Origin of the sequence: Rhodococcus sp. ARC_M5 (assembly GCF_022810405.1) — a bacterium.
Lineage (GTDB): Bacteria > Actinomycetota > Actinomycetes > Mycobacteriales > Mycobacteriaceae > Rhodococcoides > Rhodococcoides navarretei.
This window is the reverse complement of record NZ_JALGQE010000005.1, coordinates 211456-224402: the sequence shown is the minus strand read 5'-3', so window position 1 is coordinate 224402 and position 12947 is coordinate 211456. Positions and strand designations below refer to the sequence as shown.

Below are 12947 nucleotides of genomic sequence, written 5' to 3'. Positions count from 1 at the left end.
TCACTCTTTATGAAAGTGGAGGTCCCTGGCAAGCCGACTCCCCCGCCGCCGGGTTCGGCCCCTGTTCGTCACGAGCGGAACACGATACGAGCAACCCATTTGGTGTTGTGGACGCCTGGGAGAGCAGGCACGATCACGCGTGCGGGATAGCCGTGATCGAGCGAGAGATCGACGCCGTTGACTTTCAGCGCCAGCAACGAGTTCGGGTGCGCCGCTTGATTTCCCTGCAGCACCGCACGGGTGAACGATCCGTTCTGTTCGAGCGAGCTCACCTCTGCCGACCGCGGTGCGGGCACGCCCGCCAGCGCGGCGAGTTCGGCCAACGGGACGCCGGTCCAGGTCTGCGTCGTGGACCATCCTTCGACGCACGCGATCGGAAGTTCGGCGGTGCGCTGCGGCATCGACAGCAGCCTGCCTCGAGACAGCACGATCGGGACGGCGTCGTCGGCTGCACTGCTGATCATCAGTTGCCAGTCGGCACCGGTTTGGGCCTCGGTGATTCCCGCCGCTTCGGCCGTTCGGTTGATCTGAAAGTCGTTGGGGCCGTCGCCGTTGGAGCGCCCGCGGGGTAGCAGAATGGCAGCCTTGCGCAGCACTCCGCCGAGCGTCTGGCCTACTGTCAACACGGCAACGAAACCCATTCCGGCAGCCACCAATCCGATGGCACCGCGGCGATTCATGGTAGCCGGGGGGTTGTCGTCGTTCTGCTTGTCCGGAGCTTCGTTCCTGGCGCGCAACACATCCATCAGGGATTCGGATCTCAGGGTGCGCCACATCAGCGGAACCTTGAGGCCGAGGTGAACGAGAAATCCGGAGATGAACACCCAGGCGCCGAAGTAGTGAGCGGCGTAGAAATCGAAGCCGAACACGTAGTCGTACTGGATGTTGAGAACACCGGTGACGATCTCGAACAGCAGGCCGCCCACGAGAGCCAGCAGAGACAGACGTTCGAGCGCATGCGCGGGTGACCGCACCGGTGGTAGTTCGACGAGCTTGGGCATCACCGACCAGAGTTTGGCGATGACGAGCGGCACGATGATGAGACCGAGCCCGACGTGCAGGCCCTGCGTGAGTTGGTAGAGCCAGGCAGGGTTCGTCGGCCAGTCGAAGAAGGGCAACCGTAGCCACCCCACGGCACCGGGCCTGGCCTGGCCGAACTGCGGGCCGTACGCGCTGTACGAGAGCAGACCCGTCACGATGATGATCGGCAGCGCCACCAGGAGTACCGCACCGAACAATGACGTCAACCACGTGCCGCGCAGCGGACTGCGGAAGCGAGCGAGCGGGTTGCGTGCGTCGGCCATGTAGGGCATTCGCTGCCCAGGCAGTGCCGGATGCCTCGTGGCCTGCTCGGGTACCGGCGGGTCGTCGCTCACGTGCGCCTACCGCCCTTCGCTCGCTCGGAACCAGCATCCGGTGTCAGTATCGGGCCGAACAGCGAGAAAGCAAGCCGATACGTCCCCGCGGGGACGTATCGGACCCTCGTCGAGAGGATCTTGTCGGTGCCTCGTTCTACTGTTCGTCGAACATGCATTCGATGAATGGGGGCGTTCATGATCGACATGACCGAGGCGCGATCCGAGGCGGGACGGATCGAGATGAAAGAAATCGAGACCGAAATCTGCGCTCTGGCCGGGCAGATCGCTGCGGCGTCGGCGCAGTATCTGATTCTGGTGGGTGAGTTCGATGCTCGACGCGGATGGGCGGCCTGGGAAGTGCGGTCCTGTGCGCATTGGTTGTCCTGGCGTGCGGGAGTCGATCTGCACACGGCCCGTGAGCAGGTGCGGGTGGCCAAAGCGATGCGAGAACTGCCGCTGATCACCTCGGCGTATCTCAGCGGCACGATCTCGTACTCCAAGGTACGAGCCATGACCCGGGTGGCCACGGCCGAGAACGAGGCATCGCTGCTGCAGAAAGCGCTGGATGCACCCGCCGCGCATATCGAACGGCTCTGTCGCGGCCTGAAGAAGGCGATGCGTCCGAACAGGGGCAACGGCGTCGACCTCGATCCGTGCGTCGGGCGGTGGCGCTGGGACGAGGAGGACGGCTCCTTGCTGCTCACGGCGCGGTTTCGCCCGGAGGACGGCAAGCGATTCCTGGCTGCGTTGACCAGAGCGGAGTACGAGCGCACTCGAACAGACGAAGAGGTAGGGGCCGACCGTGCAGCTCCTGCTCCCGCCGACCCGGTGCCGGCAATGATTGCCATGGCCGAGATGGCGTGTGATGCCGTCGACTCCCCGGTTGTCTCCCCTGCTGCAGAGGTGCTGGTGCACATCGGCGGCAGCGACGTAGCGGGCTGCGATCATGCCCATTTCGACGACGGTCCGGGGTTGGACGACGAGACCTTGGCTCAGGTGCTGTGTTCTGCGGTCATGCGGACTGTCGGCCACGGCCGACTCGGAAAAACGGTGCGGTGGAGTTCGACCGCGAAAGCACCGAGCCGAACGCAGATGCGTCAGTTGATCATTCGAGACCGATGCTGCGCGGTGCCGGGGTGCGGCCGAACCCGCTTCATGCATGCGCACCACGTCACCTACCGCTCACGGGGAGGTGCGACGTCACTCGACAACCTGGTCCTGCTGTGCGGCGAGCATCATCGAGCGTTGCACGACGGGTACTTCTTCATCGAAGCCCGTGGTGATCAACGCTTTTCGTTCCGCCATCCCTCGGGAACCGAGATCATCCACGCTCCCGCGGTGTCCGGAGACGCCGACGAGATCAAGCGACGGTACGGCGACATCGCGCCCGACGCCATCGTGCCGAACTGGGGTGGGGAAGGTCTCGACCTCAGCTACGCGACCGATGTCCTGATCACGAATTGGCGGCAGGCTGCATGAAATGGGGTCCTCGAGGGCAAGTTAGTGTGACGGCGAGACTCGGACAAGAAGCGGTGGGACATGAGCGTCGACAGATCGTTGGAGGACGAACGGCCCTGGCCGGTGGAACGAGCACCGAGCCGGACCGATGCGACCAGGCCCGAGGACGACCCCTTCTACGCCGCGCCCGAGGGGTACGAAGCAGCTCTGCCCGGGACGATTCTCAAGGTACGGCCGGTCGAGGTCGCCATGTTCGGCCGCATCCGCCAGCGGGTCGACGCGTGGCAGCTGCTGTATCGCACCGCTGATCTCGGTGGTCTTCCGCAGGCCAGTGTGACCACGGTGCTGCGCCCACACAACGCCGAGCCGGTCCTGCTGTCGTATCAGTGTGCGATCGACGGCGTCGCGTCCTCGTGCTTCCCGTCCTACGCGCTTCGGCGTGGCTCGCGGGCGTTCGGTGCAGTTCCGCAGTTCGAGTTCCTGCTGGTACTGCATGCCCTACGCCGTGGGTGGACCATCTCCATCCCGGATCACGAGGGCCCCGACGGTCACTGGGGTTCGCCGCAGGAACCCGGATTCTGCACGCTCGACGCCGTTCGTGCGGCGCTGTCGTTCGAGCCGCTGGACCTGCATTCGAGCACGCCGGTTGCGCTGTGGGGCTACTCGGGCGGCGGGCTCGCGACGTCCTGGGCGGCGGAAATGGCACCGGAATACGCGCCGGAGATCGAGTTGGTCGGTGCCGCCCTCGGCTCGCCCGTCGGAGATCCCGGCTCGGCGTTCACCAGACTGAACGCGACGTTCCATTCGGCGCTGCCGACACTGGTGGTGGCGGGTCTGCGGCGCACCTATCCAGAGCTGGACCGGGTCATCCGCCAGTACGTCAACGAGGACGGGATGCGCATTCTCGATTCCGTCGAGAACATGACCACCGTCCGCGCTGTCACCCGCCTCGCGCAGCACGACCTGGATCGCTACATCGAAGTGCCGTTGGCCGATCTGCTGGCTCTGCCCGAGATCGTGCAGGTGTTCCAGGACATTCAGCCGGGTCGGACCGCTCCGACGGCACCGCTGCTGGTTGTTCAGTCGGTGCACGATCAGATCATCGCCGTCGACGACGTGGACGGGCAGGTGGATCGGTACATCGAGGCCGGGGCCCACGTGACCTATCTGCGGGATCGGCTGAGTGAACACCTGTCGCTGCACCCGCTCAGTGCGCCGCTGACATTGGACTGGCTCGCCGATCGATTCGCGGGACGGCCGGTCGACGAACCGTCGACGCGAACGGTGTGGTCCACAGCGTTCTCGCTCTCCGCGGTGCGGGGGTTGCTGTCGCTGACCTGGACAACCATCAGAGCCGTGATCATCGGCGTTCGGGCGTAGCTACCCTCGGACCGATGCAGCGAACCTGGATACGGATACTCACCGGCTCGATCGCCATCCTGGGCATCGTCATCGGAGTTGTGGCGATGGTCGTCTACTACACCGACACCCGGATCAACGTTCTGATCGCGCTCGCATCGTTCGTCCCGTTGATGTTCGTCGCCGTTGTGGTCGGCACCCTCGTTGCGTTGGTCGGTCGCCGCTGGATTCTGGCGGGAGTATCCGCACTGGTGCTGGTGGCCGGTGCGTTGGCCTACGCACCGCTCTATGTGGCGGACGCGGCACCCGAGGACGCGTCGGACGACGAGGGAGCGCGGCTGCGGGTGATGCAGGCGAATTTGATGGTTGGGCTGGCCGATCCGACGGTCGTGGTCGGGCAGGCCCGCGAGGGCGCCGTCGATGTTGTCACGATCCAGGAACTGACCGACGCGTCGGTGGTCGGCCTCCGCGACGCCGGCATGGAAGAACTCTTCCCCTACAGCTATCTTCAGCCGCACGTGTCCGGCGGCGGCGGAGCCGGCATCTACAGCCGTTTCCCGATTTCCGGCAATCGCGAACTCGACGGTTACGGACCGGTGAATCTCGCCACCGAGGTCGAGGTTCCCGGCTCCGAGCCGGTCACGTTACTGGCCGTGCATCCCGGTCCCGCCTACATCACCCCGGCCGATATCTGGACCACCGAATTGGACACTCTCCGACACGATTTGGAGGTAGCGGCGGGGAGCGGGCCGGTGATCGTCAGCGGCGACTTCAACACGACGTATTCGCACAAGAAGTTCCGCAACCTGCTCGATGCCGGATATTCCGACGCTGCAGCGCAATTGGGGAAGGGCCTGATCCCCACGTATCCCACGGACAAGGGAACCCCCGCCGTCGTCGGAATCGATCACATCCTCAGCAACACCGGTCATGCTCGCTCGCTGGAGCGTATCGATCTCCCCGGATCGGACCATCACGGGTTGATCGGGGAGATCGAGTTCCTCTGAGGTTCAGCTGACGCGGCCGGCTTGCTTTCGAGACTTGCCGCACTGCAGCAGGATTCGGACGGCTGCCGGCGTTCCGTCGAGGGAGGTCACCACATCGTCGCGCGTCTGTGCTGCCGCACCCGCAACCTTGTCCAGGGACGTCACCGTCGGATCGAGGGTTGCGGTGATCTCGACCACTCGCTGCCCGCGGTCGGACACCGAACGGCCGGTCGCCGAAACCACACCGTCGTGCGCGGCCAGTGACTTGGCGGCGCTTCGAGCAGCCGTTCCCAGGTCGACACTGAGCCGGCCGTCGACATCGGCATCCGCACTGGACGCGAAAGCGACGGTGCCGACCGAGCGGCGCGGCAGGTGCGCGAGTAGCCACCACAGACCGAGCAGAACGAGGACGATGGCGGCTGCTCCGAGAGCCCAGGGCCACCAGCCTGCGTCGATGGCGGTGTCGACGAACGCAGCGTCGAGACGTTCGCGGCCGGGGAACTCGCCGCGCTCCCACGCGACTGCTCCTGCGCCGAGGGCGATCAGGGCAAGGCCGACAACGGCTGTGCTGGTGCGGTCGACGGATGCAGTTGCGCGCTTCATGAGGCTTGTCCTGTCGTTCGCACTCGAGCGCGGACCTTCGGCGCCGACGCGAGTGGGCGGAGAGCGTCGTTCACAGAGGCCACGACCGCAGACTTCAACTCCGAAGTATCGGAGCCGGCCACGGTGGACACCGACACGGCGACCTTCTTGTTGCCGGCCTTGGCAGTCGCGGAGTCGACTCCGGCACTGTCGAGGGCGACGGCGCGCGCAACAGCGGCGAGGTCACCCTTGCGAAGCCAGACGTCGTGCTCGGTGAGGGCGCGGTGGGTGCGTCTGCGGGGACGAATCGCAGTCAGCACCAAGATGAATCCGACGACGACTGCCGCGATACCTCCGGGCAGCATCCACTGCTGAGCAGTCAGACCGTCGAGATGTGTGGCGGCGGGGCCGACCCACTCGGGGCCGTCGATGGCACCCCAGTTCAGCAGCGCCTCGCGGCCGAGGACCACTCCGGCACCGATGAGGACGAGTGCGAACAGGATTGCGGGTACGGCTGCGGTGGGGTTCGCCACCGGCTTCTTGCTTGCCTTCTCGATCACTGCACTCTCCCTTCTTCATGGGTGGCCTCGGCGGGTACGCATTGGACGGTGACGTCGACTCGGTCGACGGTGTAGATGCCCAGCTCGGACAGATCCCGTGCCACGGCGGCTCGGACGTCGGCTGCCACCTTCGCCAGCGGCGAGGGCCACGTGACCGCCACCGCGACCTGTGCGCGAACACGGGAGCCGTTGACCGTCACGTCGGCCTTGGGCAGGTCACGCCCGCCGAGGACGCGTAGTCCCGGCTGAGGCCCGGCGACCGCGTCGGTGCTGCGAGCAGCGAGGACGGCGAGCCGCTCGACGGCCTTGTGCTTGATCTCCAGCGATCCGCGTTCGCCGGGGTCGGTCACTGTGTCAGTCACGACCGCGACCACGCATGATCGAGTTCAGGTCCAGCTCGCCGTCGATGTAGCGGCCGACGAAAAAGCCGAGGCCACCGAGAACGATGGCGATGAGGAAGCCGGTGAAGCCGCCTGCCGCTGCGGCGATGGCCAGCAGAAGTCCCACGAACAAACCGATGGTCGCAGTGGTCATGGTCTTGATCTCCACTCAGAGTTCGAAGTAATTGCGTCTGGTGACGCGTTTGCGGATGCGAGCGATCCGCTTGGGAAAAGTGCGTAACGGGGACGGAATCGAGGACGCGCGGAACACCGTCGGCGCGCTCGCTGCGTTGACAGGGGTCGAGGGCAGCACCGCGAATCTTCGGTCGACGGCGGCGAGTTCGGCCATGTATCGGGCCGGATCTCCACCGATGTCGGGGTGGTGTTCGCGTGCCACAGCGCGCCGAGCCGCCTTGTAGGCGGCGGCTCGGTCGTGCGCTGCATGCTCGTTCACCTGGTCAGACTCGCACAATGTCCTCGACGGTGACGTGCACGGGCCCGTCGACCATCGCCGCCACTGTGCTACGGACGGTATCGGCGGTCTCACGGACCGCAACCCCGAATTCGAGGGTCACGTGAACCTCGGTTCCGTCCTCCCCGATTCGGATGCCGGCGATACGGCGTCCGGGTAGGTACGTAGCGGCTTCGCCGAACATGCCGCCGTGCAGCCCGACGACACCGTCGATCGCCAGAACGGCGTCGGCGATGTCCTCGGACCTGTCACGCTCCGTCATGTGCGGATCGGTCACTGCACTCGGGTGGTGGCGGGCTCGGTGGTGGTGTCGTCGTCTTCGGAGCCGTCGTCGAGGAAGATGTCGTGGACGACGATGTTGACCTCGGTGACCTCGAGCCCGGTCATGCGCTCGACGGCGTTGATGACGTTGCGACGGATGCCTGCCGCGAGATCTGCGATCGAGACACCGTAATCGGCGACGATGTCGATGTCGACCGCTGCCTGACGCTCGCCGACCTCGACCGAAACGCCCTGCGACTGGTTGACGCGGGCACCGGGGATGCGCTCGCGGAGGGCACCGATCGCGCGGCTTGCTCCGCCGCCGACGGCGTGTACTCCCTGAACCTCACGGGTGGCGATACCGGCGATCTTGGAGACGACGGTGTCGGCAATGGTGGTGCGGCCCTGCGAGCTGACGAGCACAGAATCCGACTTGGTGGTGATGTCGGTCTTGCCTTCGCCTGTTGCGGATACGGTTGCCTTGGTGTCCGTCGTGGAGCTCATGAATGCCTCTCTTCGTTGAGTGTCGTGCAGTGTGTGTCAGGAGTTGGTCGTAGCTCGATGGTCGAAACGCACGTCGTCGTAAAGTGACCTACGTCATAGATTACGTCCGGTGGTAAACCGGTATCGAAAGACTCGCGTGATCGATGACCACGATGAAGTGAACGGGGGCCCGATGGAGTGGGTAGACGCGTCGGACCGCGTTCTCGTCGGCGCGGCTGCGCTCGGCGAGACCGATGCGTTCGAGGAGATCGTCCGGCGATACGGCCCGGAGATGTTCCGGTATGCGCGCAACATGTTGTCCGATCAAGGTGCCGCCGAGGAGGTGGTGCAGGACGCGTTCGTCGCGGCATGGAAGGGACTCGACAACTTCCGTGGTGACTCGGCGTTGAGGACCTGGCTCTTCTCGCTCGTCTCGCACAAGGTCATCGATCATCGGCGACGGCGTAGCGTGCCTCCTGCGGAGGATTGGGTGTTCGAGCGCAAGAGCACCGGCGCAGGCAGCGATCCGGAGGCCGATGTCGAGGCCGACAGTTTCATGGCCGAGCTCGGCGTCGCGCTGGCCGAACTGCCGTACCGCCAGCGGGCCTGCTGGCTTCTCCGTGAGGTCGAGGGCATGACCCACCCCGAGATCGGCGCGATCATGACGTTGTCCGCGGGCGCAGTGCGCGGGCAATTGACCAGAGCACGAGCAACATTGAGCGAAAGGTTGGCAACATGGCGAACCCAGTAGAACCGGATATGGTTCTCGCGCGTGCTGCCACCGAACTTCGGGATGCACCGCAAGAACCGAACTGGGTGGACATCAGTTCGTCCATCATCGCGAAAGTACGCAACACCACCCGGCGCACCTGGCCCATCGACAGCGCTTTCCCTCCCGGCTCGGGAGCCGGGAGCGGCGACTCGCTGAGGATCAGCGACCACATCGTCAAGACGACGCTTCGGCGTGCCCTCGCAGGCGTGCACGGCGCACAGCCGACCGAGATCGATCTCCACCTCGACGACCATGCCTGCATCGGCCTGTTCATCGCGGTGATCGGGGTCTACGGCGACGATCTGCAGGCCGCGGGCGACCGACTTGCGAGTATTGCGATCGAGACCGTGTGGGAACTGCTGGGCATCACCCTCGGCCGCGAAGAGGTCGAGATACGCGTCGACGATATCGAGGAGCGCTAGCGTAAATATTGCGTCATAACCGCTGGTCGGCGGCGTAAGAAAGCGTAAGGAAACCGGCTCCGGTCGGTAGCGGGATCCAGGATCGAGCAATGACCGAATTGCTCTGTCTCGCGGTGGCCGCGTTCGTCGCGGTGTACCTGTTCGTCGCTCTCCTCGACCCGGAGAGGTTCTGACGCCGCCATGAATCCTGCTCTGCTTGCCGGTCTCCAGATCGGCGTGGTGGTAGTCGTGCTCGCGGCTGCCTATGTGCCTCTCGGCGACTACATGGCCCGTGTCTACACGCGCACTCGGGATTCGAGTGTCGAACGAGTTCTGTACCGCATCGCGAGAGTCGATCCGGAATCCGAACAGACCTGGGTCGGATACTCCACCAGCGTCGTCGGGTTCTCGGTCGTCAGCGTGGTGTTTCTCTTTCTGCTGCAGCGCATCCAAGGCGTGTTGCCGCTCAACGGTGGCCTGTCCGGTGTCAGCCCGGCGATGGCGTTCAACACCGCGGCGTCGTTCGTCACCAACACCAACTGGCAGTCGTACACGCCCGAGACCACCATGTCGAACCTGACGCAGCCGCTGGGTTTGGCGGTGCAGAACTTCGTTTCTGCTGCAGTCGGTATCGCAGTGGCGATCGCCGTCGTCAGAGGGTTCGTCCGGTTTTCCACCGGCGGTGAACTGGGGAACTTCTGGGTGGATCTGATCCGCGGAACGCTACGAATTCTGTTGCCGCTGTCGCTGCTGGTGGCGGTAATTCTGCTCACCCAGGGCGTGGTGATGTCGTTTTCGACGGGCTTCGCTTCCACCGGCCTGGACGGGCAGGCGGTGACCAATGCGCTTGCGCCCGTTGCCTCTCAGGAAGCGATCAAGGAGATCGGCACCAACGGCGGCGGCATTCTCGGAGCCAATTCCGCGCATCCGTTCGAGAACCCGACGCCGCTGTCGAACATCGTCGAGATCATCTCGCTGCTGCTGATTCCGGTGGCCCTCACCCGCACCTTCGGCACCATGGTCGGCAACCGCAAGCAGGGCCTGACGGTGCTGGCGGTGATGGCCACGCTGTGGGCCACGATGTTGGCAGTGACGCTGTTCGCCGAGTCCGGTACCCGCGGCGTTGCCGCAACCGCGGCGGGCGCAATGATGGAAGGCAAGGAAGTCCGCTTCGGTATCCCGGCGTCGGCTTTGTTCGCCGTGTCGACCACCGGAACGTCCACCGGTGCAGTCAATTCAGCGCACGACAGCATGCCTGCGCTCGGTGGCGGGACAGTACTGCTGAACATGCTGTTCGGGGAGATCGCACCAGGCGGCGTCGGAACCGGCCTGTACGGATTGCTGGTGTTGGCCGTGATCGCCGTCTTCGTCGGGGGACTCCTCGTCGGCCGAACTCCGGAATTTCTCGGCAAGAAGTTGGGTCGACGCGCCATCACGATGGCCGCGCTGTCGGTACTGGTGATGCCGATCCTCGTTCTCGTCGGCACGTCCATCACAGTGCTGCTCGAATCGACGACCGGCTATCAGGGCAATCCCGGCATCCACGGCTTCACCGAGGTGCTCTACGCCTACGCCTCGGCATCCAACAACAACGGCAGTGCCTTCGGCGGACTGACGGTGACCAGCGACTGGTTCCAGATATCGCTCGGTGTCGCGATGCTGCTCGGCCGTTTTCTGCCGATCGTCTTGGTGCTGGCGCTGGCCGGCTCGCTGGCGACGACCAAACGCAGCGCACCCAGCGCCGGAACCCTCCCGACCGACGGGCCGCTGTTCGGCACGTTGCTCATCGGCACTGCCGTTCTGGTCGCGGCCCTCACCTTCTTCCCCGCACTTGCTCTCGGACCCATAGCAGAGGCCATGCAATGAAACTCTCTCTCGCAACCGCGCTTCCAGGCGCATTCCGAAAACTCGATCCGCGCCACCTGGCTCGTAACCCCGTCATGTTCGTCGTCTTTCTCGGCTCCATCGTCACCACTGTGCTGTCGATCGCCGCTCCGTCCGTGTTCGCGTGGTTCGTGACCGGTTGGCTCTGGTTCACTGTGCTCTTCGCCAACCTGGCCGAGTCCGTCGCCGAGGGGCGCGGCAAGGCGCAGGCCGCGAGCCTGCGGAAAGTGAAGCAGGACAGCGTTGCTCGACGACGCACTGCCTCCGGTGCGGAGTTCGTCGTCACCGAAGTGGCCGGTGCGGAGTTGAAGGTCGGTGACGAGGTGGTCGTGTCGGCCGGTGAGGTCATCCCCGGCGACGGTGACGTCATCGAGGGCATTGCCAGCGTCGACGAATCGGCCATCACGGGTGAATCTGCACCGGTGGTCCGAGAGTCGGGGGGTGACCGGTCCGCGGTCACCGGAGGCACCATCGTGCTCTCCGACGAGATCGTCGTGAAAATCACTGCGGCGCAGGGTGAGACGTTCGTGGACCGAATGATCGCGCTCGTCGAGGGTGCAGCTCGGCAGAAGACACCGAACGAGATCGCCCTGAACATCCTGCTCGCGTCCCTGACGATCGTGTTCCTCTTCGCGGTGGTCGCCATCGGTCCGATGTCGAACTATGCGGGCCGGCAACAGGATCCGATCCAGTTGATCGCGCTGCTGGTCTGCTTGATCCCCACCACCATCGGCGCACTGCTCTCGGCCATCGGTATCGCGGGCATGGACCGGCTGGTGCAGCGCAACGTTCTCGCGATGTCCGGGCGTGCGGTGGAAGCGGCAGGTGACATCGACACGTTGCTGATGGACAAGACCGGAACCATCACCTTCGGCAATCGCCGCGCCACCGGGCTACACCCGGCGACGGGCATCGACGCGGTCGAACTGGCGCGGGCAGCCCGCCTGTCCTCGCTCGCCGACGGCACCCCCGAGGGACGCAGCATCGTCGAACTGGTCGAGCGTGACTTCGAATCCGCAACGACCGAGGGCGAATCCGAGCGCGGCGAGTTCGTGGCGTTCACGGCGCAGACTCGGATGAGCGGGCTGGACCTGCCGGGCATGGAGATCCGCAAGGGTGCAGCAGATTCGGTGTACAGCTGGATTCGTGAGGGCGGCGGCACGGCCGATCTGGACGCCACCGTGCACGACATCGCGCAGAACGGCGGCACGCCGCTGGTGGTTGCGGTCCGCGAAACCGGTTCTGCTGCCCGCGCTCTCGGAGTCGTCGAGCTCTCCGATGTGGTCAAGCCGGGCATTGCCGAGCGCTTCGCGCAGCTGCGCGCCATGGGAATTCGGACGGTCATGGTGACCGGCGACAACCCGCTCACCGCCAAGGCGATCGCCGCCGAGGCCGGAGTGGACGACTATCTGGCCGAGGCAACCCCCGAGGACAAGCTCACGCTCATCCGGCGAGAGCAGGAGGGCGGGAGGCTGGTCGCGATGACCGGTGACGGCACCAACGACGCCCCGGCTCTCGCGCAGGCCGACGTCGGTGTCGCGATGAACACCGGCACCTCGGCGGCCAAGGAAGCCGGCAACATGGTCGACCTCGATTCCGATCCCACCAAGCTGATCGAGATCGTCGAGATCGGCAAGCAGTTGCTCATCACCCGCGGAGCATTGACGACGTTCTCGCTGGCGAACGACCTGGCGAAGTACTTCGCGATTCTTCCGGCGATGTTCTCCACCGTCTATCCGCAGCTGGGTGGGCTCAACATCATGCATTTGGCGACACCGGAATCGGCGATCCTGTCGGCGGTGATCTTCAATGCGCTGGTTATCGTGGCACTGATCCCGCTGGCGCTCAAAGGTGTTCGCTACACCCCGGCATCGGCGGCTGCGTTGCTGCGCCGCAACCTGCTGGTGTACGGCGTCGGTGGTGTCATCAGCCCGTTCGTCGGCATCTGGCTCATCGACCTCCTCGTTCGACACATTCCAGGGATAGGCTGA

The 12947-nt window shown here is 65.1% G+C and carries 16 protein-coding genes; 8 read left to right on the top strand and 8 right to left on the bottom strand.

From position 1 onward, the window contains the following. Positions 1–68: 68 nt before the first annotated feature. Positions 69–1304: a molybdopterin-dependent oxidoreductase gene (locus MTX34_RS10460; protein ID WP_243609502.1), complete on the bottom strand. Its 1236-nt coding sequence runs from the start codon at positions 1302–1304 to the stop codon at positions 69–71. Positions 1305–1553: 249 nt separating this feature from the next. Between MTX34_RS10460 and MTX34_RS10455 the strand changes: the two genes are divergently transcribed. The 3 genes from MTX34_RS10455 to MTX34_RS10445 are packed head-to-tail and all read left to right on the top strand — an operon-like array spanning position 1554 to position 5182. Next, a complete protein-coding gene (locus MTX34_RS10455; RefSeq protein ID WP_243609392.1) occupies positions 1554–2837 on the top strand; it encodes an HNH endonuclease signature motif containing protein in 1284 nt (427 codons plus the stop codon). Between the two features lie 60 nt (positions 2838–2897). Next, positions 2898–4196 (top strand): lipase family protein, encoded by a 1299-nt coding sequence (locus MTX34_RS10450; protein WP_243609391.1) that lies wholly within the window; start codon positions 2898–2900, stop codon positions 4194–4196. A 14-nt stretch (positions 4197–4210) separates the two neighbouring features. Then, positions 4211–5182 (top strand): endonuclease/exonuclease/phosphatase family protein, encoded by a 972-nt coding sequence (locus MTX34_RS10445; protein ID WP_243609390.1) that lies wholly within the window; start codon positions 4211–4213, stop codon positions 5180–5182. Between the two features lie 3 nt (positions 5183–5185). Here MTX34_RS10445 and MTX34_RS10440 read toward each other — a convergent pair whose 3' ends face one another. The 7 genes from MTX34_RS10440 to MTX34_RS10410 are packed head-to-tail and all read right to left on the bottom strand — an operon-like array spanning position 5186 to position 7920. Beyond that, positions 5186–5764 (bottom strand): hypothetical protein, encoded by a 579-nt coding sequence (locus tag MTX34_RS10440; protein ID WP_243609389.1) that lies wholly within the window; start codon positions 5762–5764, stop codon positions 5186–5188. Beyond that, positions 5761–6303, bottom strand: a complete 543-nt coding sequence (locus MTX34_RS25985) for a DUF6286 domain-containing protein (protein WP_243595569.1) — start codon at positions 6301–6303, stop codon at positions 5761–5763. The genes MTX34_RS10440 and MTX34_RS25985 overlap by 4 nt, the downstream gene beginning before the upstream one ends. Then, positions 6300–6665 carry an Asp23/Gls24 family envelope stress response protein gene (locus tag MTX34_RS10430; protein WP_243595568.1) on the bottom strand — a complete coding sequence of 122 codons (366 nt, stop codon included), beginning with the start codon at positions 6663–6665 and terminating at the stop codon, positions 6300–6302. The genes MTX34_RS25985 and MTX34_RS10430 overlap by 4 nt, the downstream gene beginning before the upstream one ends. Further along, entirely contained in the window at positions 6658–6837 is a 180-nt protein-coding gene (locus MTX34_RS10425) for a hypothetical protein (protein WP_027495126.1), read from the bottom strand. Before MTX34_RS10425 ends, MTX34_RS10430 begins: the two co-directional genes overlap by 8 nt. Positions 6838–6852: 15 nt before the next feature. Then, complete coding sequence (locus MTX34_RS10420; protein WP_243609388.1) at positions 6853–7137, bottom strand: hypothetical protein; 285 nt, start codon at positions 7135–7137, stop codon at positions 6853–6855. Positions 7138–7141: 4 nt separating this feature from the next. After that, on the bottom strand, positions 7142–7417 hold the full coding sequence (locus MTX34_RS10415) for an Asp23/Gls24 family envelope stress response protein (RefSeq protein WP_243609501.1): 276 nt from the start codon (positions 7415–7417) through the stop codon (positions 7142–7144). Positions 7418–7428: 11 nt separating this feature from the next. Continuing rightward, positions 7429–7920 (bottom strand): Asp23/Gls24 family envelope stress response protein, encoded by a 492-nt coding sequence (locus MTX34_RS10410; RefSeq protein ID WP_243595566.1) that lies wholly within the window; start codon positions 7918–7920, stop codon positions 7429–7431. Positions 7921–8092: 172 nt separating this feature from the next. Here MTX34_RS10410 and MTX34_RS10405 point away from each other — a divergent pair, with 172 nt between their 5' ends. The 5 genes from MTX34_RS10405 (at position 8093) to kdpB (ending at position 12947) form a co-directional block, all read left to right on the top strand. Further along, entirely contained in the window at positions 8093–8650 is a 558-nt protein-coding gene (locus MTX34_RS10405) for an RNA polymerase sigma factor (RefSeq protein ID WP_243595565.1), read from the top strand. Further along, positions 8635–9093 (top strand): hypothetical protein, encoded by a 459-nt coding sequence (locus MTX34_RS10400; RefSeq protein ID WP_243609387.1) that lies wholly within the window; start codon positions 8635–8637, stop codon positions 9091–9093. The genes MTX34_RS10405 and MTX34_RS10400 overlap by 16 nt, the downstream gene beginning before the upstream one ends. 89 nt (positions 9094–9182) lie before the next feature. Then, the gene (locus tag MTX34_RS26130; protein ID WP_121871520.1) at positions 9183–9266 is read left to right on the top strand and encodes a potassium-transporting ATPase subunit F; all 84 of its coding nucleotides are present in this window, start codon (positions 9183–9185) and stop codon (positions 9264–9266) included. Between the two features lie 7 nt (positions 9267–9273). After that, positions 9274–10938, top strand: a complete 1665-nt coding sequence (gene kdpA / locus MTX34_RS10395; protein ID WP_243609386.1) for a potassium-transporting ATPase subunit KdpA — start codon at positions 9274–9276, stop codon at positions 10936–10938. Further along, positions 10935–12947, top strand: coding sequence for a potassium-transporting ATPase subunit KdpB (kdpB, locus tag MTX34_RS10390; protein WP_243609385.1), 2013 nt, complete (start codon positions 10935–10937; stop codon positions 12945–12947). The genes kdpA and kdpB overlap by 4 nt, the downstream gene beginning before the upstream one ends.

Coding starts and splice junctions, on each gene's coding strand:
- kdpA (WP_243609386.1), top strand. CDS start 9,274: ATGAATCCTGCTCTGCTTGCCGGTCTCCAGATCGGCGTGGTGGTAGTC.
- MTX34_RS10455 (WP_243609392.1), top strand. CDS start 1,554: ATGATCGACATGACCGAGGCGCGATCCGAGGCGGGACGGATCGAGATG.
- MTX34_RS10425 (WP_027495126.1), bottom strand. CDS start 6,837: ATGACCACTGCGACCATCGGTTTGTTCGTGGGACTTCTGCTGGCCATC.
- MTX34_RS10440 (WP_243609389.1), bottom strand. CDS start 5,764: ATGAAGCGCGCAACTGCATCCGTCGACCGCACCAGCACAGCCGTTGTC.
- MTX34_RS10415 (WP_243609501.1), bottom strand. CDS start 7,417: ATGACGGAGCGTGACAGGTCCGAGGACATCGCCGACGCCGTTCTGGCG.
- kdpB (WP_243609385.1), top strand. CDS start 10,935: ATGAAACTCTCTCTCGCAACCGCGCTTCCAGGCGCATTCCGAAAACTC.
- MTX34_RS10450 (WP_243609391.1), top strand. CDS start 2,898: ATGAGCGTCGACAGATCGTTGGAGGACGAACGGCCCTGGCCGGTGGAA.
- MTX34_RS10410 (WP_243595566.1), bottom strand. CDS start 7,920: ATGAGCTCCACGACGGACACCAAGGCAACCGTATCCGCAACAGGCGAA.
- MTX34_RS10460 (WP_243609502.1), bottom strand. CDS start 1,304: ATGGCCGACGCACGCAACCCGCTCGCTCGCTTCCGCAGTCCGCTGCGC.
- MTX34_RS10405 (WP_243595565.1), top strand. CDS start 8,093: ATGGAGTGGGTAGACGCGTCGGACCGCGTTCTCGTCGGCGCGGCTGCG.
- MTX34_RS10400 (WP_243609387.1), top strand. CDS start 8,635: ATGGCGAACCCAGTAGAACCGGATATGGTTCTCGCGCGTGCTGCCACC.
- MTX34_RS10445 (WP_243609390.1), top strand. CDS start 4,211: ATGCAGCGAACCTGGATACGGATACTCACCGGCTCGATCGCCATCCTG.
- MTX34_RS26130 (WP_121871520.1), top strand. CDS start 9,183: ATGACCGAATTGCTCTGTCTCGCGGTGGCCGCGTTCGTCGCGGTGTAC.